The sequence below is a fragment of the Chromobacterium sp. W521 genome (assembly GCF_052805975.1).
Genome location: NZ_JBRBAF010000001.1, coordinates 148,630 through 170,740 on the forward strand (window position 1 = coordinate 148,630; position 22,111 = coordinate 170,740).

A 22,111-nucleotide genomic window follows, 5' to 3' on the forward strand; every position below is an offset into this window, starting at 1 on the left:
GAGACAAAAACCATTCTTTAGGACAGTTCGAAGCCGTCGCGGTTTGCTAATCCGAATACACCGCCTCACCGCCAGCCTTAGCTCCTCCCGCCACGGCCGCGCCGGAGCGGCGTTCGCATCAAGGAGAACGACATGGCTCGCGTCCGCAAAGACATCTTGAAGATGAGCAACCCCTGGGACCCCATCGTGCTGTGGTACGCGCGCGCAGTGGGGGAAATGCAGAAACGGCCGATCAAGGATCCCACCAGCTGGCGCTATCTGGCCGCCATTCACGGCTTCGACCCCCAGCTATGGCAGCAACACGGCTACCTGCAAGCCGGTGAAGCGCTGCCCAGCGCCGCCGACCAGAACACCTACTGGCGGCAATGCCAGCACCAGAGCTGGTACTTCATGCCCTGGCACCGCGGCTATCTGGCCGCCTTCGAAGCCATTGTGCTGGCGGAGATCGTCAAGCTAGGCGGCCCCGCCGACTGGGCCTTGCCCTACTGGAACTACAGCGACAGCGCCAATGCCAAGGCGCGCGACCTGCCCACCTGTTTCCAGTCCAAGACCTTGCCGAATGGCAGCGCCAACCCGCTGTGGCTGGCCCAACGCTACGGCTGGAACAATCAACCCAATCACATCACGCTGCGCCCGGAAACCGTACAGCTCACCGCTTTGAAAGACGCGCAGTTCGTCGGCACTGCCAGCGGCATCCCGCCGGGCTACGGCGGGCCGCAAACGCCGTTCTGGCACGGCGGCGGCAATAGCGGCGGGCTGGAAAACCTGCCGCACAACCCGGTGCACACCAATATCGGCGGCCGCAACGGCTTGATGTCGGACCCGGACCTGGCCGGCCTGGACCCGGTGTTCTGGATTCACCATTCCAATATCGACCGTCTATGGCAGGTATGGCTCAACCGCAACCCCGCCCACCAGAACCCCAGCAGCGACAATTGGCTGGAGGGCCCGGTCAACCGCAAGTTCGCGATGCCGCGCCCCAACGGCAGCGGTTACACCTTCGTCGCCAAGGATATGCTCAACACTCAGGCGCCCAATCTGAACTATGTCTACCAAGACGTTTCGGATCCTCTGGGCGGCGCCAGCCGTGTCGCGCAGCGCATGCAGACGCTGGCGGCCATCCATCCCGACATCGCGGCGGCAAGCACCATGGCGAACAATCCGAAAACCGAACTGCTGGGCGCCAACGCGGCGGCGATCAAACTGGGCAACAGCACCGTTCACGCGCAGATGCAACTGGACAACGACGCGAAGAATAAGGTGCTGAGCAGCTTCCAGGCCAGCCAGGCCGCCGCCAGCCAATTGAAGGCCCAGCCAGGCGCCGCGCCGCAAGAGCCGGACCGTGTTTTTCTCAGCCTGGAAAACATCCGCTGCAAAGTGGACGGCGGCACGTTCAACGTCTATGTCGGCCTGCCTCAGGACGCCGACCCGGCGCAGCACCCTCAGAACCTGGCCGGCACCATAGCGTTGTTCGGCGCGCGCAAGGCCTCTTTGGCCGAGCACGGCGGCAACGGCGTCAGCCAGACGCTGGAAATCACCGACATCGTGGACCGCATGTGCCAAAACCAAACGCTGGACACGGCGCCGATGGGGGTGCAACTGGTGCCGGTGTCCGACATAGAGGACGACGACGAGGTGACGATAGGCCGCATCAGCGTCTACCGCCACGGCCAGTAAGCGCTCATTCCCGGCCGCCCTCGCGGCCGGGCCTCCTCCTTCCGCCACCGGGGGCCTCATGCCCGTCAAAACCCTTGTCGCGGCGTTCAGGGACTTGCCCTGGCCGCTGTGCTGCGCCAGCGTCCTGGGCTGGCTCGGTCTGATCGGCCTGGAGCGGCAACTGGCCGCGCCCGGCTATTGCGGCGTCTGGACGCCCAGCCGCCCCGGAGGCGGCTGGGAGGCGGTGTTGAGCGCGCTGTGGTTGAATCCGCCGGCGCTGCTGCTGCCGTCCTGGTCGCTGATGCTGCTGGCGATGATGTCGCCGTTGCTGGCCGATCCGCTGCGGCTGCTGTGGCTGCGCAGCTTGGCGCGCAAACGGGCGCAGACCTTGGCGCTGTTTCTCGGCGGCTATGCGCTGGTCTGGCTGGCGGCGGGGCTGCCGCTGCATCTGTTCGGTCTAGCGCTGTTGACTTTCAGCCCCTCGCCCTGGCTGGCCTTCGCCGTCGCCTGCGGCACGGCTTGGCTGTGGCAAGCGTCTCCGCCGCGCCGACATTGCCTTCAAGCCTGCCACCGCCAGCCCCAACTGCCCGCCTTCGGCTGGCCTGCGGCGGCGGCGGCCTTGCGCTACGGCCTGTCCAGCGGCGGCTGGTGCGTTGCCTCCTGCGGCGTATGGATGCTGCCGCCGCTGCTCGCGGGGCCAGGACACCTGCCGATGATGGCGACCGTCGGCCTTTGGCTGTTGCTGGAGCGGCGCCGGCCGGACAGCGCTCCAACCACCCCGTTCATTCCAAAGCCATTACGGCCCGCAGGGCGTAAACGCCTGACTGCGATCTGAGCGCCGGAGCCAAATTCAACTCATAAGCCAACGGCCCGCATAAGCGGGCCGTCAGGGCGTAAAGCCGGCGCAGCCGGCTCAGAAACTTGAAAACCGGCTTTATCGGCGTTCGTCCAAAATGGCCTGCGCCACCGCCTCCGCCACCTTGATGCCGTCCACCCCGGCGGACAGAATCCCCCCGGCGTAGCCTGCGCCCTCGCCGGCCGGGTATAAGCCGCGCACGTTCAAGCTCTGGCAGTCATCTCCGCGGGTGATGCGCAGCGGCGAGCTGGTGCGGGTTTCCACCCCGGTCAGCACCGCGTCGTGCATATCGTAGCCGCGGATCTTCTTGCCGAACTCCGGCAGCGCTTCGCGCATCGCCTCGATGCAATAATCCGGCAAGGCCCCGGCCAGGTCCGTCCAATGCACGCCGGGCTGATAGGATGGCGGCACCGAGCCCACCTGAGTGGACGGCCGGCCAGCCAGAAAATCGCCCACCAGCTGCGCCGGGGCTTCGTAAGTGCCGCCGCCCAGCACATAGGCGCGGCTCTCCAGTTCGCGCTGGAAGGCGATGCCGGCCAGCGGATCGCCCGGGTAGTCGTCCGGGCTGATGCTGACCACCAAACCGGAATTGGCATTTCGTTCGGCGCGCGAGTATTGGCTCATGCCATTGGTCACCACCCGGCCCTCTTCCGAGGTGGCGGCCACCACCTGACCGCCCGGACACATGCAGAAGCTGTACACCGCGCGGCCGTTGCTGGCGTGATGCACCAGTTTGTAATCCGCTGCGCCCAGGAGCGGATGCCCGGCGTATTTGCCCCAGCGCGCCTTGTCGATCAAGGTCTGCGGATGCTCGATGCGGAAGCCCACCGAGAACGGTTTGGCCTCCATGTACACGCCGTGACCGTGCAGCATCTCGAAGCTGTCGCGCGCGCTGTGGCCCAACGCCAGCACGATGTGATCGGCGCGGATCTGCTCGCCGCTGGCCAGGGTCAGGCCGCGCGCTACTTTGCGCCCGTCCGGGCCGGCTTCCATGTGGATGTCGACGACACGCTGCTGGAAACGGATTTCGCCTCCCAGCGCCTCGATATCGGCGCGCATTTTTTCCACCATGCTCACCAAGCGGAAGGTGCCGATATGCGGCTTGGCCACGTAGAGGATTTCCTCCGGCGCGCCGGCTTTGACGAACTCGGTCAGGACTTTGCGGCCCAGATGACGCGGATCCTTGATCTGGCTGTACAGCTTGCCATCGGAAAAGGTGCCGGCTCCGCCTTCGCCGAACTGCACATTGGATTCGGGGTTCAACACGTTCTTGCGCCACAGGCCCCAGGTATCCTTGGTACGCTCGCGCACCTTCTTGCCGCGCTCCAGCACGATGGGCTTGAAGCCCATCTGCGCCAACAGCAGCGCGGCGAAGATGCCACAGGGCCCGAACCCCACCACCACCGGGCGACGTTCCAGGTTTTCCGGCGCTTGTCCCACATAGTGGTATTGGGTGTCCGGCGTCGGCATCACATGCTTGTCGGACTTGAAGCGGGCCAGCAGGCGCGCTTCGTTGGCCACGTCGATGTCGACGATGTAGGCCAGGTTCATCATGCCCTTGCGCGCATCGTAACTGCGCTTAAAGACGATGACCTGGCGGATATCCTGCTCCGGCACGCCCAGATAAGCCGCGATCGCGACGTTAAGTTCTTCCGGGGCGTGGTCCAGCGGCAGTTTCAATTCGGTAATGCGCAACATCTTGAATTCCAGTACGGGTTGGTGTCTATTCAACGAGGCGGTATTGTAGCTGCAAACCGCTCCCGTCCCTATCACCTAGACGCAAACTTCCCGTAAAAGCCTGTTCAGCATCTACTACGCTTCGTGAAGCGTTGCACGGCGAGTACAAGCTCGAAATGTTCATTTACCTCTCGACCATTTCACTTTTTCGCTTGTTTTCGCCTTGCCTCGCCCTGGCTCGCGAGACTTTGAACAGGCTCTAAAAATCCACGTTCCCTTCCGGCGCTACACCTGGAAACCGGCCACCGTCTGGCGCAGGCCACCGGTCACCTCGTCCATGCTCTGGATGCCGCTGGACGCCTGGGTGGCGGCGGCGGCGTTGCCCGCGGCCACTTGGGCGATCTGCTCCACATGGCGGGCGATGTCCTGGCTGGCAATGCCTTGCTCCTGCAGGGCATGGGAAATATCGCGCACCACCTGCACCACTTGACCGGCGCTGCCACGTATCTGCTGAATCATCTCTCCGCCCTGCTCGGCCAGCGCCAGCCCGGCGCGCACCCGCTCCACGGTCTGGCTCATATTGGCGCGCGACTGGTCGGAGCTGAGCTGGATCTCGTCTATCATTCCGGCGATCTCTTCCGTGGCCTGCGCGGTGCGTTCGGACAGCTTGCGCACCTCATCCGCCACCACCGCGAAGCCGCGGCCGGTTTCACCCGCGCGCGCCGCCTCGATGGCCGCGTTCAAGGCCAGGAGATTGGTCTGGTCCGCGATATCCTTGATCACCTGCATGATGCTGGAGATGGTGGCGGTCTTGTCCGCCAGCGCAGAAATCGCGCCGGCGGTCAGGTCCACCGTCTCGCTGATGCCCTTCATCTCCGCCACCGCCTTGGCGATCACCTCGCCCCCTTCGTCCGACAAACTGCCGGACTGCTGCGATACCTGCCGCGCATCCTGAGCGTATTGCGAGATGTGATTGATGCTGACCGTCAGCTCTTCGATCGAAGCCGCCATCGAGGTGGCGCTTTCGCTTTGCTGCTGGGAGTTGTCCGCCACCGCCTGCGCGCCGGACACCACCTCCTCGCTCAAACGCCCCAGCTCACCGGCGCTGGCCACGATGTCCGCCACCATCTGCCGCAAAGCCTGCTGCATATGAGCGATATTGGCCATCAAACTGTCCTTGTCGCCCGCCCGGACCGGCACGGGCACATCCAGCCGTCCGCCGGCGATTTCTCGCACCACGGCCGCGGTCTGCGCTGGCTCCGCGCCCAGCTGCCGCGTCACGCTGCGGAACAGCCACCAGCCCAAACCGCCACACACCGCGGCGATCAACAGCACCTGGACCGCCACGCCCAGCAGTTGCACACGCAAAGCCGCCCATACGTCGTCCATATACAAGCCGGTGCCCACCACCCAGCCCCAGCGCGGGCTGGACTGCAAATACGCCAGTTTGGGTTGCGGCTCCGCCGAGCCGGGTTTGTCCCAGACAAATTCCGCAAAGCCCTTGCCCTGCCCCTGACGCAGGGTCTGGTCGAACTTGTCGCCCAGGCTGCTGCCGCTGGAATCCTTGACCGCGTGCATGTCCTTGCCCACCAACTTGGGATTGACCCCGTGCGCCAGCCAGATCAGCCCCTTGTCCAAGGTGAAGAAATACTCCTTACCGGCAAAACGCAGCCGGGTCAGCGCCAGCAGAGCCTGCCGCTGCGCCTCTGCCTCCGGCAAAACGCCGGCAGCTGCCTGCTCCTCGTAATTGGCCACCAGGCTCAAGGCGTTTTCCACCTGCCCGCGAATCAAATCCTGCCGATCGGCCATCATTTGCTGGTGCATGCTGCGCAGCACCAGGCCCCCCAGCAGACAAGTCAACGCAATCACGCTAAAAATCAATAACAACAAACGCTGCTTCAAGGAAAGGCCCGCTCGCATGGTGTCTCCAAAAATCGCCGACGATGCGGCAAACCGGGCGCAAGCTCGCCGCGCGGCCCGGTTTATCCGCCGTATTTATTAAGCAAACCCAAATAATACACTCGTCATTACTCTGCCGACCATATTTAATGCCATGCGCTTGATTTGCGTCAGTCGGAGATGGCATGGCCAGGAATATGGGGAGCATGGCTTTGCCGCGCCCATCAAATTTTGTTTTACAAATGTAATATCAACAAATAAAATATACACAGATGTAAAACATGGATGAACAGATGAAGCCGTTTCCCGCCACCCTCGCCCTTGCCGGCGCGCTCATGCTTAGCGCCTGCGCCCAAATGGACGCCGTCAAACCTGCATCTCAGCTTAAAACGCCGCCCGCATTGAACGCGCCCTGGGCCGGGATGCCCTCCGCGGACTGGTGGCGGCAATGGCGGGATCCTCAGCTGGAACAACTGATCCGCCTGGCCTTGCAAGACAATCCAAGCCTGCGCGCCGCCGAAGCGCGGCTGCGTCAGGCCCAGGCGCTAAGCGAGGTCAGCGCCGCGGCCGTCCAACCGCAAATCAACGCGCAATGGCAAAGCACCCGGCAGTTGCATGCTGAAAAAAATCTTGTCCCGCCGGCGGGCCACGGCAATTACGACTGGCAAACCCGCGCCGCCGTCAATCTCAGTTACGATCTGGACGCGTGGGGACGGGAACGCCAAGCCTTGTCGGCGTCGCTGAGCGACGCGCAGATGGCCGCGGCCGACGCCCGACTGAGCGCGCTGAACCTGGAAACCGCGGTTATCCGCGCTTATCTGCAACTGGCCGAGCAATACCAGCAAAAAGACCTGGCCATAGCCGCGCTGCAACAACAGCAGGCGCTGCTGGATCTCAGCCTGAGCCGCAAGGCCGCCGGGCTGACCGCGCAACCGGAAGTGGAGCAGCAACGCGGCAAGCTGCCGGCCGCCCGCGCCCAGCTGGAACAGATCGACGAACGCATCGCCACCCTGGGCAACCAGCTGGCCGCGCTCAGCGGCCAAACGCCCGACACCCAAAACCGTCCGCGACGCCCAACGCTGCGCCTGGATCAGCCGCTGGACCCTCTCGCCGCGGTGCCGGCCCAATTGCTGGGCCGCCGGCCGGACCTGAGCGCGCAACGCTGGCGGGTAGAGGCCGAGGCCGCGCGCATCAAGGTCGCGCGCGCCGCCTTCTACCCCAACATCAACATCAGCGCCTTCGTCGGCTATCAGGCAATAGGTTTTGCCGATCTGTTGTCTCCTGCCGCGGCTTTGCGCGGCTTCGCGCCGGCGATCAGCCTGCCGATATTCGAAGGCGGCCGCCTGCGCGGCCAATTGCGCGCCCAAACCGCCGCCTACGACCAGGCGGTGGAAAGCTACAACGCCGTCTTGATCAACGCCTTGAGCGAAACCGCCAGCGCCATCGTCCGCGCCCGCTCCGCGGACCAGCAGAGCCGGCAGGCCGAACAGGCGCTAGACGCCGCCAGCCGCGAGCGGGCACTGGCCGAGCAGGCTTACCGCGCCGGACTCAGCGATCAGAGCGCGGTGCGACAGCTGCGGCTGAGCGAACTATCCGCCCGGCAAAAGCGCGCGCAGGCCCAAGCCCAGCGCCTGGACAGCTACGCCGCGTTGATGGCCGCGCTGGGCGGCGGCATTGAACCCCAAACCCCCATCGCCGACGGAGAAGTCAAATGAGTCACTTCGAAGAAACCCGCAAGCGCCTGCTACGCGTCAAGACCAGGATTCCGGAGTTCCCGCTATCGCTGCTCACACTGACGCGGCTGAACTATCACGTGCAAAAGCGCATCCAGGACCTGACCAACGCCGCCCTGCGCAAACATGGGCTGACCGAAAGCAGCTACTTGGTGCTGGCGGTGCTCTACGGCTCCGAACAAGAAACGATGACGCCTGGCTCGCTGGCGGAGACCTGCTCGCAAAAACCGGCCAATATGACCCGCATCTGCAACGATCTGGAAAAGCAGGGCCTGATCCGTCGCGGCGGGCTCAGCGACGACCGCCGCGCGGTCACTGTCACCCTCAGCGAGGCCGGCCGTGATCGCATCCGCAAACTGCTGCCCGATGTATGGGGCAATCTGGGCAATACATTCGACGGCTTCAGCGCCGAGGAGATGCAACAGCAGGAGCAGTTCTATCTGCGCCAGCTCGGCAATCTGAACCGTGCGGTATCCAATGATGACCACGGCTAGCCTCACCGCCCGGCGTCGTTTGCTGGGCCGAGCGCTACGCAGCGCAGGTCAAGACTGGCTGCGCCTGGAGGGCGAGCGCTGGATCTTCATCCTCAAAACGCTGCTCGCCGGTTTCGCCGCCTTGTGGCTCGCCTTCCGCCTGGGCTTCGACTCGCCGGGCACCGCGCTGATCACCGTGCTCATCGTCGGTTCGCCGCAAAGCGGCCTGGTACTGGAAAAAGGCTTTTACCGGTTGCTGGGCACCCTGGCCGGCTGCGCCGCGGCCTTGATTCTGGTCGGCATGCTGGCCTCGCAACCGATCTTGCTGCTGGCGGCGCTGTCGCTATGGATAGGACTGTGCGCCGGCTGCGCCACCTTGTATCGCAACTCGCGCTCCTACGGCTTCGTGCTGGCCGGCTATACCGCCTGCATCATCGCGCTGCCGGCCATAGGCCATCCTCTGACGGTGTTTGATCTGGCGGTGACCCGAGTCTCGGAAATCTCGCTGGGCCTGATCTGCAGCGCGGTGGTCTACGACATCGTGTTTCCGCGCTACCAGGCCGAACAGGTGGTCAGCAATGTGCGCGGCCGCTATCTGCGATTCATTCTGCTGTGCCAAGACGCGCTGGCGCAAAAACTGCACGCCCGCGACCTGGAACAAGCCCAGCTCAAATTCGCCGCCGACATCGCCGCGCTGGAGGCCGGCCGCGCCACCGCTTTCTTCGAAGCCGGCAACGTGCGTTCGCGCAGCAACCAGCTGCACGCCTTCAACGCCACCTTCATGGCCGCGCTGACCACTTTTCACACGCTGCACCGGCAAATGGAGCGGCTGCGCCGCGACGCCGATTCGCCGCTGCCTGGCCTGCTGCTGCCCTTGTTCTCCGAAGTGGCCGTCGTGCTCAGCGGTCCCGACGGCCCTGCGCGCAACGCCTCGGAAGCCCAGGACACGGAGAAGCAGTTAGGGCGCCTCCGCGCCGGCTGGCCGCGCCGCATCGAGGCCGCGCGCGCTCACTTGCCAGGCGGCGAGCAAGCCGAGCACTGGCGCATAGACTTTGACACCGCCACCGAGCTTCTGACCCGCTTCATTGAGGAAATGCACGCCTTCGTCGGCGTCTACCACGGCTTCGCCAGCAAGACGCCGCAGCAAATCAGCTCGCTGGCGGCCTATGTGCCGGGCACCCCGTTGCCGGTGGCCGTAGCCGGCGGCGTGCGCGCGGCGCTGACCCTGGGCACCCTGTCCATCGCCTGGTACTGGCTGGCCTGGCCCAGCGCGCTGGAAGCCGTGCTGCTGGCTACCGTGCTCTGCGGCCTGGCCGCCTCCTCGCCGCGGCCGGTGCTGATGGTGAAACAGTTCCTGACCGGCTTCGCGCTGGGCACCCCGCTGGCCTATATCAGCTTGTTCTGGCTGCTGAGCCAGGGCAACGACTTTCCAATGCTGATGCTGGGCCTGCTGCCCTTTCTGGCGCTGGGCAGCTATCTGAAATGCCTGCCCAAGTACGCCGGCGTCGGCGCCGGCATGACCATCGTGCTGGCCAATGCGATCAACCCGCAAAACCAGATGAATTACGACATCGTCGCCTTTCTCAACAACGGCATCGCCCGCATTCTGGGATTGGCGCTGGCGGCGGCCTTTTTCCAACTGGTGCTGCCCGAACACACCATGGGTTCGCCGCGTCACATCGCCGCCGCCTTGTGGCGAGAGGCGCGCCGCGCCTGCGACGCCAAGCTGCCGCACTTGAAGCAGCGCTACGAGAACCGTATCCGCGATCTGCTCAATCTGCTGAACACGCTAAGCCCGGCCCAAGCCGAACTCAAGCAGGCGATCACCGCGCAGGCCATCACCCTGTTGGAGCTGGGCCTGGCGGTCATCAATCTGCGCACCCTGACCGCGGAATCGCCGTCTCCGCAGTTGCGCGCCGACCTGGAACATACCGTGGCGCAGCTGGCGCGCTATTTCGCCTCGCCGTCGCCGGAGCGGCTGCAACAGGCCATCGCCACCATGCGGGCGGCCGGTCCGGTTCTGCGCGCCCATCTGGCGCTGGCGGAGCCCGAACGCGCAGCGCGGATTCAACGCGCGCTGGCCGATCTGCACCTGATCCACACCTCATTGCTGGATGTGGCCGAAGCCGCCGCAAGCGCAGCGCAAGGAACTGACCATGACTCGTGAAATCGCCGTGTTCGGCATTCTGATTCCCACCCTGCTGCCCTTATTCCTGTTCAGCCTGCTGTGTCAGGCCGGACTGGACTGGCTGCTGGGCCGAGCCGGCGTCTACCGCCGGGTATGGCACCCGGCCTTGTTCCGCCTCAGCCTGCTGATCTGCGTGTTCAGCGGCCTGGCGCTATTGCTCTATTGAACGCGCCGCTCGCCCAGGCCTGGCCCGCAGGGCTTTGAACAAGCGCTGAAACCCTATTTCGGACAATCAAAATGCAAACCAACACCCTCATCCGCTATCTGACCACCTTGCTGCTGCTGGCGCTCGCCGTCTGGCTGGGCAAGGCGCTGTGGGACCACTACATGCACTCCCCATGGACTCGCGATGGCCGCGTGCGCGCCGACGTGATCACCCTCTCCGCCGACGTGGCCGGCCTGGTGACCCAGGTGGCCGTCAAGGACAATCAACCCGTGCATAAAGGCGACGTGCTCTTCGTCGTGGACCGCGCCCGCTACGCGGCGGCGTTGGCCCAGGCTGAAGCCGCGCTGGACGGCCAGCGCACCGAGAAAAACCGCCGCGGCAAGGAGGCGGCGCGACGAGACAGCCTGGACAGCGCCGTGGTTTCCGCCGAAAACCGCGAAACCGCGAGCTTCGCCGCCGCCGCCGCCGGCTCCCAATACCAGGCGGCGCTGGCCGCCCGCGATCTGGCCCGCCTGAATCTGGAGCGTACCGTGGTGCGCGCCCCGGCGGATGGCTACGTGACCAACCTCAATGTCCACGTCGGGGACTTCGCCGCCGTCGGCGCGCCCAAACTGGCGCTAATAGACCGTAATTCTTATCGCGTGGAAGGCTATTTCGAGGAAACCAAGCTGCCCTTGCTCAAGCCCGGCGCCAAGGTGGAGATCACCCTGCTCAGCGGCGGCCCGACATTGCGCGGCCACGTCGCCAGCATCGCCCGCGGCATCACCGACCGCGACGCGGGCACCGGCCGCGAACTTCTGGCCGACGTCAACCCCACCTTCAACTGGGTGCGGCTGGCGCAGCGGGTGCCGGTGCGCATTGAGCTGGACACACTGCCGGCTGGACAGGTTCTGGTGGCGGGCACCACCTGCACCGTGGTAGTGCGTTGAGTTCGCGGCGGCGATGAAAAAAAGGGCCGTCGGCCCCTTTTCATGTCCACGCTGAGCAGACTCTTACAGCCTGTTCAAAGTCTCGCGAGCAAGAGCGAGACACGGCGAGAACGGCTGAGAAATCGGAATGGTAGAGGGGTATATGAGCATTTTGAGCTTGTACTCACCGCACAACGCTTCACAAAGCGCAGCAGACTTTGAACCGGTTCTTACAGCCGCCGCGCTCGGAAGGTATCGCACTGCGCCATATCCCCGCTGTCGAAACCACGGCGGAACCAGCGCACGCGCTGCTCGCCGCTGCCGTGGGTGAAGGAGTCCGGCATCACCTCGCGGCCAGCCGAACGCTGCAAGGCGTCGTCGCCTATCCTGGCCGCGGCGTTCAGCGCCGCCTCTAGGTCGCCCTGCTCCAGAATTTGCCTCGCCTGATCGGCGTGGCGTCCCCACACCCCTGCGAGGCAGTCCGCCTGCAGCTCCTGACGCACCGACAAAGCATTGGCGCGCCGCTCGTCGCTACGCGCCATCTCTTCGTCCACCTTGGCGGAAATGCCAAGCTGATGCTGGACATGATGTCCGACCTCATGCGCGATCACATAAGCTTGGGCAAACTCGCCTGGCGCGCCCAATTCACGGCCCAGCATTTGGAAAAACGACAAGTCGATGTAGATTTTCTCATCCCCGGGGCAGTAGAACGGACCGATGGCCGCGTCGCCTCGGCCGCAGGCCGTGGGTGTCGCCCCGCTGAACATCACCAGCTTGGGCGGCCGGTAACGCTGGCCCTGAGCTTCGAACAAGGGCTGCCACACATCCTCGGTATCGGCCAGCATCACACGGATGAACTTGGCGTCGCGGTCGTCCGCCGCGCTCGCCCGAGCCGGCGCCTGTTGCTCGGCCGCCGGCTCCATTTCGCTGATCAGATTGATCACCGTTATCGGATTAACATCGAAAACCAACCAGGCCACCAGGCCGATCAGGACGGCGCCAATGCCGATCACCCCGCCGCCGTTACCGCCTTCGCCTCGGCGGTCTTCCACATTATCGCTTTCCCGGTTGCCATCCCAACGCATGCCTCGCCTCCCCTGGCTCAATCATCCTTCGCCCAAGCTTATCGCACGGGCAAAAAGAACATCGACATCAAAAAACGATGCATGGTACGCGTTTGAATTGAAACCCGCTAGCCGCCTTGGGCGAACGGGCTCAATGCTTTCATGCTTCGGCAATGCGCCTGAACAGGCTCTTAGAGCCTGTTCAAAGTCTCGCGAGCAAGAGCGAGACAAGGCGAAAACAACTGAGAAAGCGGAATGTACGAGGGGTACATGAGCATTTCGAAGACGTTTTCAACGCCGTATCGCTGAAGCGCAGCAGACTTTGAACAGCTTCTTACAGCAAACGCCAAACTCCCCACTGCACCGCCAGCGCGAACAAGGCGGCCAGCAGATCGTCCACCATCACGCCGAAACCGCCGCCCACGTGACGGTCCAGCCAACGGATAGGCCAGGGCTTGAGAATGTCGAAAAAGCGAAACAAGACAAAAGCCAGCAGCCAGGCCAAGGGCGTGGCCGGCGCGAAGGCCAGCACCAGCAGCATGGCTACGATCTCGTCCCAGACGATGCCGCCGTAGTCGTGCACGCCCAGCGCCCGGCCGCTGTAGCCGCAGATCCAGACCCCGGCGATGAACAGCGGCAGACACAACGCCGCCAGCACCAGACCTTGCACGCCCAGCGCGTGCAGGACAAAAAACAAGGGATAGGCGGCCACCGTGCCCCAGGTCCCAGGCGCCTTGCGCGCCAGGCCGCAGCCGAAACCGAAAGCCAGGAAATGGGCGGGATGGCTCAGAACAAAGCGCCAGTTCGGCTGCAGCTTCAGGGTTTCCGTCTCATTTGAAATGGTCATAGCCGGTGCTTTCCAGTTGAATGATGTTGCCGGCACCGTCCAGCAGGCTGACGCCCTGGCCCGCCGCGATGCGGCCGATGCGGCTCAAGCGGCAGCCCGCCGTCTCGGCGCAGGCTTCGATCTGAGCCCGGCGCCCGGCCGGGGCGGTGAATGCCAGTTCGTAATCGTCGCCGCCCGCAGCCAGGCAATCCAGCCATTGCTCACGCGCGGCCTCCGCCAGCGGGTGCGACGGCAAGGCGTCCGCCCATACTTCCACCGCCGTCTGAGAAGCGGCGGCGATATGGCCGAGGTCCGACAGCAGGCCGTCGGACACATCGGCGGCGGCATGCGCCAGCGGCAGCAAAGCCAGGCCCAGGGCGATGCGCGGCTCCGGGTATTCCAGCTTGCGCCAGGCCGCCTCGCGCAAACCGTCCGGCAGCGGCGCGATCTTGCCCAGCCGGCTGCGCACCGCCATCGCCCCCAAACCCAGCTCGCCACTAACCCAAACATCGTCGCCCACGCGGGCGGCGGCGCGGCGCAGCGCCTGGCCTCGCGGAGTCTCCCCTCCCACGGTGACCGAAAGCGTCAGCGGGCCGCGCGTGGTATCGCCGCCGATCACATCGACCCCGTAACGCTCCGCCAAGGCGAAAAACCCCCGGGAGAAGCCGGCGGCCCAGGCCTCGTCCATCGCCGGCAGAGCCAGCGACAACACCACCCAGCGCGGCGCGGCGCCCATCGCCGCCATATCGGACAAATTCACCGCCAGCGTTTTATGACCCAGCGCCTCCGGCTCGACGTCGGCGAAGAAATGACGCCCTTCCACCAGCATGTCCACCGATACGTGCAGATCGCAACCCGGCGTCGGCCGCAGAATGGCGGCGTCGTCTCCAACGCCCAGGACCGCGCCGCCAGCCGGACGCGTGAAATAGCGGCGGATCAATTCAAATTCATTCATCACGATCTTTCTGCTCGGCCGATGCAAAAACACCCGCGGTCGCGGGTGTGTTCCAATCTGACGGCGCCGGCGACAAGGCCTCAGTTTTGGCGACGCGCCTTCTGCGACGCCACTTCGTCGGCGCGCACTTCGGCGGCCAGCTTGTCCAGCACGCCGTTGACGAATTTATGACCATCGGTGCCGCCGAAGGTCTTGGTGATTTCAATGGCTTCGTTGATGATCACCGGATACGGGGTTTCCGGATGCTGGGTCAGTTCCAGCGCAGCCATCAACAGCACGGCGCGTTCTACCGGGCTGACTTCGTCTTCGGCGCGCTCGTAGTAGCGGCCAATCTGGTTGGACAGCGTGCCGACGTCTCTGAGCACACCGTACAGGATTTCGCGGAACAGGGCCTCATCGGCCTTGGCGAAGTATTCATTCTCGCGCAGATGCTTTTCGATCAGGGAGGCCGGACGATCCGGGTTCAACTCCCATTCGTAAATGCCTTGGATGGCAAATTCGCGGGCGCGGCGGCGAGCGGTTTTCATAGAGGTGTTCCTTGTAAAGAGCGGTGAGCCGGGCACGCCCGGCTCCGGTATCTTGGCGGGAGCCGATCAGCCGCGCAGGATGCGCTTCCGCAGATTCGCCATCTCCACCGCCACGGCAGCGGCCTCGCGGCCTTTGACTTCCATGCGCACTTCGGCCTGCTCGTCGGTTTCGGTGGTCAGAATCGCGTTGGCGATCGGGATGTCGAAGTCCAGGCCCACGCGGGTCACGCCCGCGCCGGATTCGTTCGACACCAGTTCGAAATGGTAGGTTTCGCCGCGGATCACCGCCCCCAGCGCCACCAGCGCGTCGAAGCGGCCGCTCTTGGCCATGGTTTGCAACACCAGCGGCGCTTCCAGCGCGCCCGGCACCGTGGCCAGGGTCACGTCCTCAGCGGCCACGCCCAGCCGGGCCAGCTCGCCCAGGCAGGCATCGCGCAAGCCTTCGCAAACCGGGGTGTTGAAACGCGACATCACAACGCCGATTTTCAGGCCCTTGCCCATCAGATCGGGTTCTATACGCTGGATAGCTTGAAGCATCTTGTTCCTCGCGGCGGAATCACTACGGAAAACCGGAGATTCTACCTCAATCCCCGGACCTTAGCCATTGCGCCGCCGCTCATTCCTCGTCCACGTGGAAGGCCCGCGGCTGACAAAAGCCGGTCACTTCCAGGTCGAAGCCGGTCATGGACGACAAGCTCACCGGGGCGGTCATCAGCTTCATCTTGCCCACGCCCAGCGCCTTGAGCATTTGCGCGCCGATGCCGAAGGTCTTGCTGTCCCAACGCTGCTTCTGCTGCTCCAGGCCCAGCGCGCGCTGCGCCAAGTCCTCGCCGGTTTCATCGCGGTACAGCAATACCACGACGCCGTGACCGGCTTCCTCTATCATTTCCAGCGCATTCGGCACTGTCCAGGAATGCTGGCTGCACAAGGGCGCCAATACGTCGATCACGGACAAGGGTTCGTGCACGCGCACCAGGGTTTCGCGCTGCGCCTCAATCTCGCCCTTGACCAGGGCCAAGTGAGTGGCGCGGGTGGTGATGTCGCGGAACACATGCAAGTCGAAGGCGCCGAACGGGGTGTCCACCGGTCGTTGCCCCACCTTCTCCACCAGCGATTCAGTGCGGCTGCGGTATTGAATCAAGTCAGCGATGGTGCCCACTTTCAAGCCATGCTCGCGCGCGAACTCCACCAGTTCGGGCAGGCGGGCCATGGTGCCGTCGTCATTCATGATTTCGCAGATCACGCCGGCCGGCTCCAAACCCGCCAGCATCGCCAGATCGCAGCCGGCTTCGGTGTGGCCGGCGCGGATCAGCACGCCGCCTTTTTGCGCTTTCAGCGGGAAGATGTGACCCGGCTGCACCAGGTCCGCCGGCTTGGCCAGCCGCGCCACCGCGGCTTGCACGGTGCGGGCTCGGTCCGCCGCGGAAATGCCGGTGGTCACGCCTTCGGCGGCCTCGATGGACACGGTGAAGTTGGTGCTGTACGGAGTCCCGTTATTGCTGACCATCAGCGGCAGGTTCAACTGCTGGCAACGCTCCTCCGTCAGGGTCAGACAGATCAGCCCCCGGCCGAACTTGGCCATGAAGTTGATCGCCTCCGGGGTGACGAACTCCGCCGCCATGACCAGGTCGCCTTCGTTCTCGCGGTCCTCGGCGTCCACCAGCACCACCATCTTGCCGGCCTTGATGTCGGCGATAATGTCCTGAATCGGGGAAATAGTCATACCATCTTCCTTCGTAAGCACTTGTTTTTGGCGCGGGCCGCCGCCCGCCTGAATTCATTTTCAAAGCCTGTTCAAAGGCTCGCACTTGCTCGCGAGACTCTGAACAGGCTCTCAGCCAGGCAATAGGTCCAGGCTGACATAATCTCCATGGCGATGGATGTCGCCGTCGCGCAAGCGCAAGGGCTGGGCGAACAAAGGCCCGTCCATTGCCAGGGTGTGAAATTCGCCGGCCTCGGCGCAAGGATCCATGCCTTCCGCCAACATCCGGTCCACCCACTCGTGGCTCAGCTCCCGCCCCAACCACTCTTCGCCGGCCAGCCGGGTATTCACCACCACGATGCGGGCGCGGAAGCCGGCATCGATGAATTCTCGCACCAAAGCGGCGCGCGCTTGCTGCCACAGCGGCAGCCACGCTTGCAGGCCGGCGGCGGCGCAAACCTTTTCCTCCCACTCGCGGTGGGCGTCCAGATCGATGTCGCCGAACACCGCGGCCTCGCAACCGTCGGCGCGGGCCTCTACCAACCGGGCGATGAACTCGGCCTCATAGCCGTCCCAACTTGCGCGCCCCACTCGCAAGGGCAAACCCAGCGCCGCCGCCTGCAACTCCAGCACCTCCGGGCGCAAGCCGTGCGAGCGCGAACGCTCGCCGCGCTCGTCCGCCATCGTCAGCAAGGCTTGCGGATGGGCGCCGGCTCGCACCGCGCGCCATAGCGCCAGGCAGGAATCCTTGCCGCCGCTCCAGGAGGCCAGCACGCGCCGGCCAACCATGTTCACGCCGCGGCTCCTCGCTGGGCCAGCACCCGCTCCACCGTCTCAACGATGGCCTGAGTCTGCGGATCCACTTCGATATTGATCAAGTCGCCCACTTTGCGCGACTTGATGATGGTGCGCTCCAGGGTTTCCGGAATCAGGTGCACGCAGAAGCGGTTGTCCGTCACCTCGCCTATGGTCAGGCTGATGCCGTCAATACCGATATAGCCCTTGGCGAACACATATTTGATGTGTTCCGCCGGCAATTCGAACCATACGGTTCGGTTATTGGGCAGATCGATCACCCGGGCCACCTTGGCCATGCACAAAATATGACCGGACATCGCATGGCCGCCGATCTCGTCGCCAAAGCGCGCGGCGCGCTCGATATTGACCAGACTGCCGGTTTGCAACAGGCCGAGGTTGGTGACGCGCAGGGTTTCGCGCATTAGATCGAAGGAAACTTGATCGCCGTTGATGGCGGTGACAGTGAGGCAGCAGCCGTTGTGAGCCACCGAGGCGCCCAACTCCAGGCCGGGCAGCAAGGCCGCCGGCAAACGCAGCGTATGGGTGCGGAAGTCCTGCTTCTCCGTGATGGCGATCACTTCCGCCACCCCTTGGACGATACCGGTAAACACGAAGACGCTCCTTTGCGAGGGATTTGGAGCGCCATTGTAACGCAAGGAGGGGCGCGCGGCCCCTCCTAGTCTCAAATCAAACGCAAGCCGCGTTCCCTCAGAAACGCCAGGACACGCTGGTGCGGATCGCCCGCCCCATGCCTTCCGCGCCCTCGGTCAGATAAGGGATGTATTGAGTGTTGAACAGATTGTCCACCGCCAATCGCGCCTCCAGCCCCTTGAACCGGTCCTTGGGCTGCCAGCCCAGTGACAGGCCGAACAACGAATAGCCGTGCTGCGCGGGATAAGCATAAGGTGAATTGACCAATACCCGGTCCTGCTTGCGCACGAACTTGCCCTGCCCGCTCAAGGACAGGCCGATCTTGTTCCAGCGATAGCCAAGATTGGCCACCGCCTTGCGCGGCGGGATATTGGTGATGGGCTCGTCCCTGCCCCACGGGTCCATCAGGCTATGATTGCGTTCGCCTTTGGTCGACGACAAGGACAAGCTGCCGAACCAGCCGCCGGCCTGATAACGCCCTTCCAGCTCAAAGCCCTGAATCACATAGCCGGGCATATTGCGATAGAAGCCAATCACTGGCGGCAGCGGCGCTCCCGGCGCATCTCCCCGGTTTGGTCCCAGGCGCTGCGCGATATCGTTTTTGACGGTTTGGCGATACCAAGTCAGCGCTGCGGACAGATTGTCCCCGGACGTGAGCACATTGCCGCGCTCGTACTCTAACCCCAGCTTGACCGCGTTCAACGTTTCCGGCTGTAACTGGCGGCTAGTCGCCGTCGTGCTGCCCAAAGTCTGGGTATCGTATACCTCGTCCACGCCCGGCGCGCGCCAGGTGCGGGTATAGCCGGCGTCCAGCGTCCAGCCCGGACGGAAGTTCCAACGCGCGGCCAAACGCGGCGACCAGCCGGAATACGCCAACCCGCTGTAATCGTGTCCCTTGGCTGGATCGTTATACGCGGAAGCCAGGTTTTCCCGCCCCTGTATCCATACATGGTCGTAGCGCAGAGAAGGCGTCAGCGTCAGACTTTCCAAGGGCTGCCACTGATGCACCCAATAGGCGGATCGCACGGTTTCCTCGCCCGGAGGCTGGTAGCGCGGATTCAGATAACCATAGTTGTAAGCCGGATCCTTACGCTTATCCGGGCGGTAAAACAACGCATCCAGCGTCTTGTGCGCCCAGCTCACGCCCATAGTGACTTCCTGACGCGCCCAGCCGGAACCGAAGCGGGCGATATTGCGCAGCTCAAGGCGCCGGTCGCGCTGAGTCACCCAACTCTCGTTCCCGAACAAGGATGAGAAGGCGTAGATACTTGCCGTCGGCGGCCGGGTATCGTGCTGATAACGCCGCGACTGCGCATAGCTAAGCTGCAAATCCAGCCAGGGCGAATCGCTGACGAAGGTCCAGTCCGCGCTCACCGTCTCATTTTGCTGCTCGCGCCACACACTTTGGCGAAGCCAAGCGCCTTCCCAGCCGTACTTCTTGATGTCGGCGGCGTTTGGCGCCGGGATATCCCCGCGCTTGGCCGCCCACGGCGTGCGCCGCTCCTCCTCCTGGCTCACCCAACCCAAGCGCAGCCGATGGCCGGGCGCCGGACGCCAGGCCAGCTTCAGCATGCCGCCTTCCAGATCATTGCCGGAAAACATCATGCCCGTGCCATCGCCCTTCTTGCCGTCGCCGGCGCGCGATCGGGTCATATAGGCCAGGATGTCGGCCTTACTGCCAGGGCCGCCCGCATAGGCGGCCAGAGACTGGCCGAACTGATTGCCGTTGTCCTGATACATCAGCTTGGCGAAGCCGCCCACTGACTTGCCCGGCCGCAGCAGCTCGGCCACGGTCTTGGTTTCCGCCTTGACCACAGCGCCGAACGCGCCGTTGCCGTAGAACGGAGAATGTCCGCCCTTGAGGACCTCAACCGAACCCAGCAACTCCGGATCGATAAAAGACGTCCCCTGCTGATACTTGTCAAAGCCCTGCGGCGCGCCGTCCAGGGACACCTGCACATGCTCGACCGACTCAAAACCCCAAACATTGATGGTCTGACCGCCGGGGCGCTGCGAGCCGCCGGCATTGACACCGGGCAACGCGTCCAGCACTTCTGCCAGGGAACGGGCTTGCGGCCGCTCGATTTCCTCGCGGTCCAGCTTATTGCTGCCCACCCGCGCCTGCGGGCCGTCGGCGGTGACGTGAACGGTATCCAGGCGCGCCGGCGCTTCGGCGGCCCAGACGCTTGGCGCAGCCAGGCAAGCCAGGCTCAGAACCAGAGCTTTGGTACGGAAGCGCGGCGGATTGGGGGCACGGAAAATAGAATCGGGGCAAGGCGGAGAAAGACGAGAGCAAGGCATCACGGTTTTATTTTGTTAATGATAATCATTATCAATACTAACATAAAACTTCCACCGTAAGGCAAGTCCGGTAAAATACCCGGCTTTATCGAATTCCAATACAAGCAATCCCATGTCCGCCGAACTCGCCCGCATCGCCGAAGAAGTGTCCCACCGCCGCACCTTCGCCATCATCTCCCACCCTGACGCCGGTAAGACCACGCTCACCGAAAAGCTGCTGCTGTTCTCCGGCGCCATTCAGATGGCCGGCACCGTCAAGGGCAAGAAAGGCGGCAAGTTCGCCACCTCCGACTGGATGGAAATCGAGAAGCAGCGCGGCATCTCGGTGGCGTCCTCGGTGATGCAGTTCGAATACCGCGACCACACCGTCAACCTGCTGGACACCCCCGGCCACCAGGATTTCTCCGAAGACACCTACCGCGTGCTGACCGCGGTGGACAGCGCCCTGATGGTGATCGACGCCGCCAAGGGCGTGGAGGAGCAGACCATCAAGCTGCTGAACGTCTGCCGCCTGCGCAGCACGCCCATCGTCACCTTCATGAACAAGTACGACCGCGAGGTGCGCGACAGCCTGGAGCTGCTGGACGAAGTGGAGAACGTGCTGAAGATCCGCTGCGCGCCCATCACCTGGCCCATCGGCATGGGCAAGGCCTTCCGCGGCGTCTACAGCCTGCTGAACGACGAGGTCATCCTGTTTGAACCGGGCGCGGAAAAGCTGATCACCGACGTGGAAGTGATCAAGGGCATAGACAACCCGCGTCTGGACCAGCTGTTCCCGCTGGAAATGGAACAACTGCGCATGGAGATCGAACTGGTCAAGGGCGCATCCAACGAGTGGAATCTGGATGAATTCCTGGCAGGCGAACTGACCCCGGTATTCTTCGGCTCCGCCATCAACAACTTCGGCGTGCGCGAAATCCTGGACGCGCTGATCAACTGGGCGCCCGCGCCGCAGCTGCGCGACGCCACCGTGCGCGAAGTCGCGCCCACCGAAGGCAAGTTCTCCGGTTTCGTGTTCAAGATCCAGGCCAATATGGACCCCAAGCACCGTGACCGCATCGCCTTCCTGCGCGTGTGCTCCGGCAAGTTCGAGCGCGGCATGAAGATGAAACACCTGCGCCTGAACCGCGACATCGCGGCCTCCAGCGTAGTGACCTTCATGTCCCACGACCGCGAAATCGTGGAAGAGGCGTTTGCCGGCGACATCATAGGTATTCCCAACCACGGCAATATCCAGATCGGCGACAGTTTCTCCGAAGGCGAAGACCTGACCTTTACCGGCATTCCCTTCTTTGCGCCGGAACTGTTCCGCAGCGTTCGCATCAAAAACCCTTTGAAGCTGAAACAACTGCAAAAGGGCCTTCAGCAACTGGGCGAAGAAGGCGCGGTGCAAGTATTCAAGCCGCACAGCGGCGGCGACCTGATTCTGGGCGCGGTGGGCGTGCTGCAGTTTGAAGTGGTGGCCTCGCGCCTGGCGGCCGAATACGGCGTGGACGCGATGTTCGAATCCGCCAGCATCTGGTCCGCGCGCTGGTTCAGCTGCGGCGACCGCAAGAAGCTGGACGAATTCGTCAAAGCGCTGCAGATCAACATCGCCACCGACGCCGGCGGCAACCTCGCCTACCTGGCCCCCAACCGCGTCAACCTGCAACTGACTCAGGAACGCTGGCCGGACATCGTATTCCACGAAACCCGCGAACACGCGGTCAAACTCAACGACTGAAGCTGAAA

At 63.9% G+C, this 22,111-nt stretch carries 19 protein-coding genes; 8 read left to right on the top strand and 11 right to left on the bottom strand.

What is annotated here, in order from left to right; all coding sequences use genetic code 11:
- Positions 1-132 precede the first annotated feature (132 nt).
- Positions 133-1,677, top strand: coding sequence for a tyrosinase family protein (locus tag ACUXV1_RS00815; RefSeq protein ID WP_446014347.1), 1,545 nt, complete (start codon positions 133-135; stop codon positions 1,675-1,677).
- Between the two features lie 58 nt (positions 1,678-1,735).
- Positions 1,736-2,491, top strand: a complete 756-nt coding sequence (locus ACUXV1_RS00820; RefSeq protein ID WP_114153416.1) for a copper chaperone — start codon at positions 1,736-1,738, stop codon at positions 2,489-2,491.
- A 99-nt stretch (positions 2,492-2,590) separates the two neighbouring features.
- On the opposite strand, the gene ACUXV1_RS00825 is transcribed toward ACUXV1_RS00820, so the two are convergent.
- Together ACUXV1_RS00825 and ACUXV1_RS00830 are read right to left on the bottom strand one after the other, a co-directional pair.
- Positions 2,591-4,210, bottom strand: coding sequence for an NAD(P)/FAD-dependent oxidoreductase (locus ACUXV1_RS00825; protein WP_446014346.1), 1,620 nt, complete (start codon positions 4,208-4,210; stop codon positions 2,591-2,593).
- A gap of 264 nt (positions 4,211-4,474) precedes the next feature.
- A complete protein-coding gene (locus ACUXV1_RS00830) occupies positions 4,475-6,109 on the bottom strand; it encodes a methyl-accepting chemotaxis protein (protein ID WP_019100677.1) in 1,635 nt (544 codons plus the stop codon).
- Positions 6,110-6,381: 272 nt separating this feature from the next.
- Here ACUXV1_RS00830 and ACUXV1_RS00835 point away from each other — a divergent pair, with 272 nt between their 5' ends.
- The 5 genes from ACUXV1_RS00835 (at position 6,382) to ACUXV1_RS00855 (ending at position 11,577) form a co-directional block, all read left to right on the top strand.
- Complete coding sequence (locus ACUXV1_RS00835; RefSeq protein WP_446014345.1) at positions 6,382-7,803, top strand: efflux transporter outer membrane subunit; 1,422 nt, start codon at positions 6,382-6,384, stop codon at positions 7,801-7,803.
- The gene (locus ACUXV1_RS00840; RefSeq protein ID WP_019100679.1) at positions 7,800-8,315 is read left to right on the top strand and encodes a MarR family winged helix-turn-helix transcriptional regulator; all 516 of its coding nucleotides are present in this window, start codon (positions 7,800-7,802) and stop codon (positions 8,313-8,315) included. Before ACUXV1_RS00835 ends, ACUXV1_RS00840 begins: the two co-directional genes overlap by 4 nt.
- Positions 8,302-10,461, top strand: a complete 2,160-nt coding sequence (locus ACUXV1_RS00845; RefSeq protein WP_446020043.1) for an FUSC family protein — start codon at positions 8,302-8,304, stop codon at positions 10,459-10,461. The genes ACUXV1_RS00840 and ACUXV1_RS00845 overlap by 14 nt, the downstream gene beginning before the upstream one ends.
- The gene (locus tag ACUXV1_RS00850) at positions 10,451-10,648 is read left to right on the top strand and encodes a DUF1656 domain-containing protein (RefSeq protein ID WP_019100681.1); all 198 of its coding nucleotides are present in this window, start codon (positions 10,451-10,453) and stop codon (positions 10,646-10,648) included. Before ACUXV1_RS00845 ends, ACUXV1_RS00850 begins: the two co-directional genes overlap by 11 nt.
- A gap of 71 nt (positions 10,649-10,719) precedes the next feature.
- Entirely contained in the window at positions 10,720-11,577 is an 858-nt protein-coding gene (locus tag ACUXV1_RS00855) for an efflux RND transporter periplasmic adaptor subunit (protein WP_043631625.1), read from the top strand.
- Positions 11,578-11,786: 209 nt separating this feature from the next.
- On the opposite strand, the gene ypfJ is transcribed toward ACUXV1_RS00855, so the two are convergent.
- The 9 genes from ypfJ to ACUXV1_RS00900 form a co-directional block, all read right to left on the bottom strand.
- A complete protein-coding gene (ypfJ, locus tag ACUXV1_RS00860) occupies positions 11,787-12,641 on the bottom strand; it encodes a KPN_02809 family neutral zinc metallopeptidase (protein WP_114155359.1) in 855 nt (284 codons plus the stop codon).
- Between the two features lie 313 nt (positions 12,642-12,954).
- Positions 12,955-13,467 (bottom strand): phosphatidylglycerophosphatase A family protein, encoded by a 513-nt coding sequence (locus ACUXV1_RS00865; RefSeq protein ID WP_446014343.1) that lies wholly within the window; start codon positions 13,465-13,467, stop codon positions 12,955-12,957.
- A complete protein-coding gene (gene thiL, locus ACUXV1_RS00870; RefSeq protein WP_043631619.1) occupies positions 13,451-14,401 on the bottom strand; it encodes a thiamine-phosphate kinase in 951 nt (316 codons plus the stop codon). Before thiL ends, ACUXV1_RS00865 begins: the two co-directional genes overlap by 17 nt.
- A gap of 80 nt (positions 14,402-14,481) precedes the next feature.
- Positions 14,482-14,928 carry a transcription antitermination factor NusB gene (gene nusB, locus ACUXV1_RS00875; protein ID WP_019102386.1) on the bottom strand — a complete coding sequence of 149 codons (447 nt, stop codon included), beginning with the start codon at positions 14,926-14,928 and terminating at the stop codon, positions 14,482-14,484.
- Positions 14,929-14,994: 66 nt separating this feature from the next.
- On the bottom strand, positions 14,995-15,465 hold the full coding sequence (ribH, locus tag ACUXV1_RS00880; RefSeq protein WP_043590598.1) for a 6,7-dimethyl-8-ribityllumazine synthase: 471 nt from the start codon (positions 15,463-15,465) through the stop codon (positions 14,995-14,997).
- 79 nt (positions 15,466-15,544) lie between these two features.
- The gene (gene ribBA / locus ACUXV1_RS00885) at positions 15,545-16,651 is read right to left on the bottom strand and encodes a bifunctional 3,4-dihydroxy-2-butanone-4-phosphate synthase/GTP cyclohydrolase II (RefSeq protein WP_019102388.1); all 1,107 of its coding nucleotides are present in this window, start codon (positions 16,649-16,651) and stop codon (positions 15,545-15,547) included.
- A gap of 111 nt (positions 16,652-16,762) precedes the next feature.
- Complete coding sequence (locus ACUXV1_RS00890) at positions 16,763-17,419, bottom strand: Dph6-related ATP pyrophosphatase (protein ID WP_043631614.1); 657 nt, start codon at positions 17,417-17,419, stop codon at positions 16,763-16,765.
- Positions 17,420-17,421: 2 nt separating this feature from the next.
- Positions 17,422-18,039: a riboflavin synthase gene (locus ACUXV1_RS00895; protein WP_043631612.1), complete on the bottom strand. Its 618-nt coding sequence runs from the start codon at positions 18,037-18,039 to the stop codon at positions 17,422-17,424.
- A gap of 97 nt (positions 18,040-18,136) precedes the next feature.
- Positions 18,137-20,380 carry a TonB-dependent receptor domain-containing protein gene (locus ACUXV1_RS00900; RefSeq protein ID WP_446014342.1) on the bottom strand — a complete coding sequence of 748 codons (2,244 nt, stop codon included), beginning with the start codon at positions 20,378-20,380 and terminating at the stop codon, positions 18,137-18,139.
- A gap of 112 nt (positions 20,381-20,492) precedes the next feature.
- Here ACUXV1_RS00900 and ACUXV1_RS00905 point away from each other — a divergent pair, with 112 nt between their 5' ends.
- Complete coding sequence (locus ACUXV1_RS00905) at positions 20,493-22,103, top strand: peptide chain release factor 3 (RefSeq protein ID WP_043631609.1); 1,611 nt, start codon at positions 20,493-20,495, stop codon at positions 22,101-22,103.
- Positions 22,104-22,111: the final 8 nt, after the last annotated feature.

Coding starts and splice junctions, on each gene's coding strand:
- ACUXV1_RS00815 (WP_446014347.1), top strand. CDS start 133: ATGGCTCGCGTCCGCAAAGACATCTTGAAGATGAGCAACCCCTGGGAC.
- ACUXV1_RS00820 (WP_114153416.1), top strand. CDS start 1,736: ATGCCCGTCAAAACCCTTGTCGCGGCGTTCAGGGACTTGCCCTGGCCG.
- ACUXV1_RS00825 (WP_446014346.1), bottom strand. CDS start 4,210: ATGTTGCGCATTACCGAATTGAAACTGCCGCTGGACCACGCCCCGGAA.
- ACUXV1_RS00830 (WP_019100677.1), bottom strand. CDS start 6,109: ATGCGAGCGGGCCTTTCCTTGAAGCAGCGTTTGTTGTTATTGATTTTT.
- ACUXV1_RS00835 (WP_446014345.1), top strand. CDS start 6,382: ATGAAGCCGTTTCCCGCCACCCTCGCCCTTGCCGGCGCGCTCATGCTT.
- ACUXV1_RS00840 (WP_019100679.1), top strand. CDS start 7,800: ATGAGTCACTTCGAAGAAACCCGCAAGCGCCTGCTACGCGTCAAGACC.
- ACUXV1_RS00845 (WP_446020043.1), top strand. CDS start 8,302: ATGACCACGGCTAGCCTCACCGCCCGGCGTCGTTTGCTGGGCCGAGCG.
- ACUXV1_RS00850 (WP_019100681.1), top strand. CDS start 10,451: ATGACTCGTGAAATCGCCGTGTTCGGCATTCTGATTCCCACCCTGCTG.
- ACUXV1_RS00855 (WP_043631625.1), top strand. CDS start 10,720: ATGCAAACCAACACCCTCATCCGCTATCTGACCACCTTGCTGCTGCTG.
- ypfJ (WP_114155359.1), bottom strand. CDS start 12,641: ATGCGTTGGGATGGCAACCGGGAAAGCGATAATGTGGAAGACCGCCGA.
- ACUXV1_RS00865 (WP_446014343.1), bottom strand. CDS start 13,467: ATGACCATTTCAAATGAGACGGAAACCCTGAAGCTGCAGCCGAACTGG.
- thiL (WP_043631619.1), bottom strand. CDS start 14,401: ATGAATGAATTTGAATTGATCCGCCGCTATTTCACGCGTCCGGCTGGC.
- nusB (WP_019102386.1), bottom strand. CDS start 14,928: ATGAAAACCGCTCGCCGCCGCGCCCGCGAATTTGCCATCCAAGGCATT.
- ribH (WP_043590598.1), bottom strand. CDS start 15,465: ATGCTTCAAGCTATCCAGCGTATAGAACCCGATCTGATGGGCAAGGGC.
- ribBA (WP_019102388.1), bottom strand. CDS start 16,651: ATGACTATTTCCCCGATTCAGGACATTATCGCCGACATCAAGGCCGGC.
- ACUXV1_RS00890 (WP_043631614.1), bottom strand. CDS start 17,419: ATGGTTGGCCGGCGCGTGCTGGCCTCCTGGAGCGGCGGCAAGGATTCC.
- ACUXV1_RS00900 (WP_446014342.1), bottom strand. CDS start 20,380: ATGCCTTGCTCTCGTCTTTCTCCGCCTTGCCCCGATTCTATTTTCCGT.
- ACUXV1_RS00905 (WP_043631609.1), top strand. CDS start 20,493: ATGTCCGCCGAACTCGCCCGCATCGCCGAAGAAGTGTCCCACCGCCGC.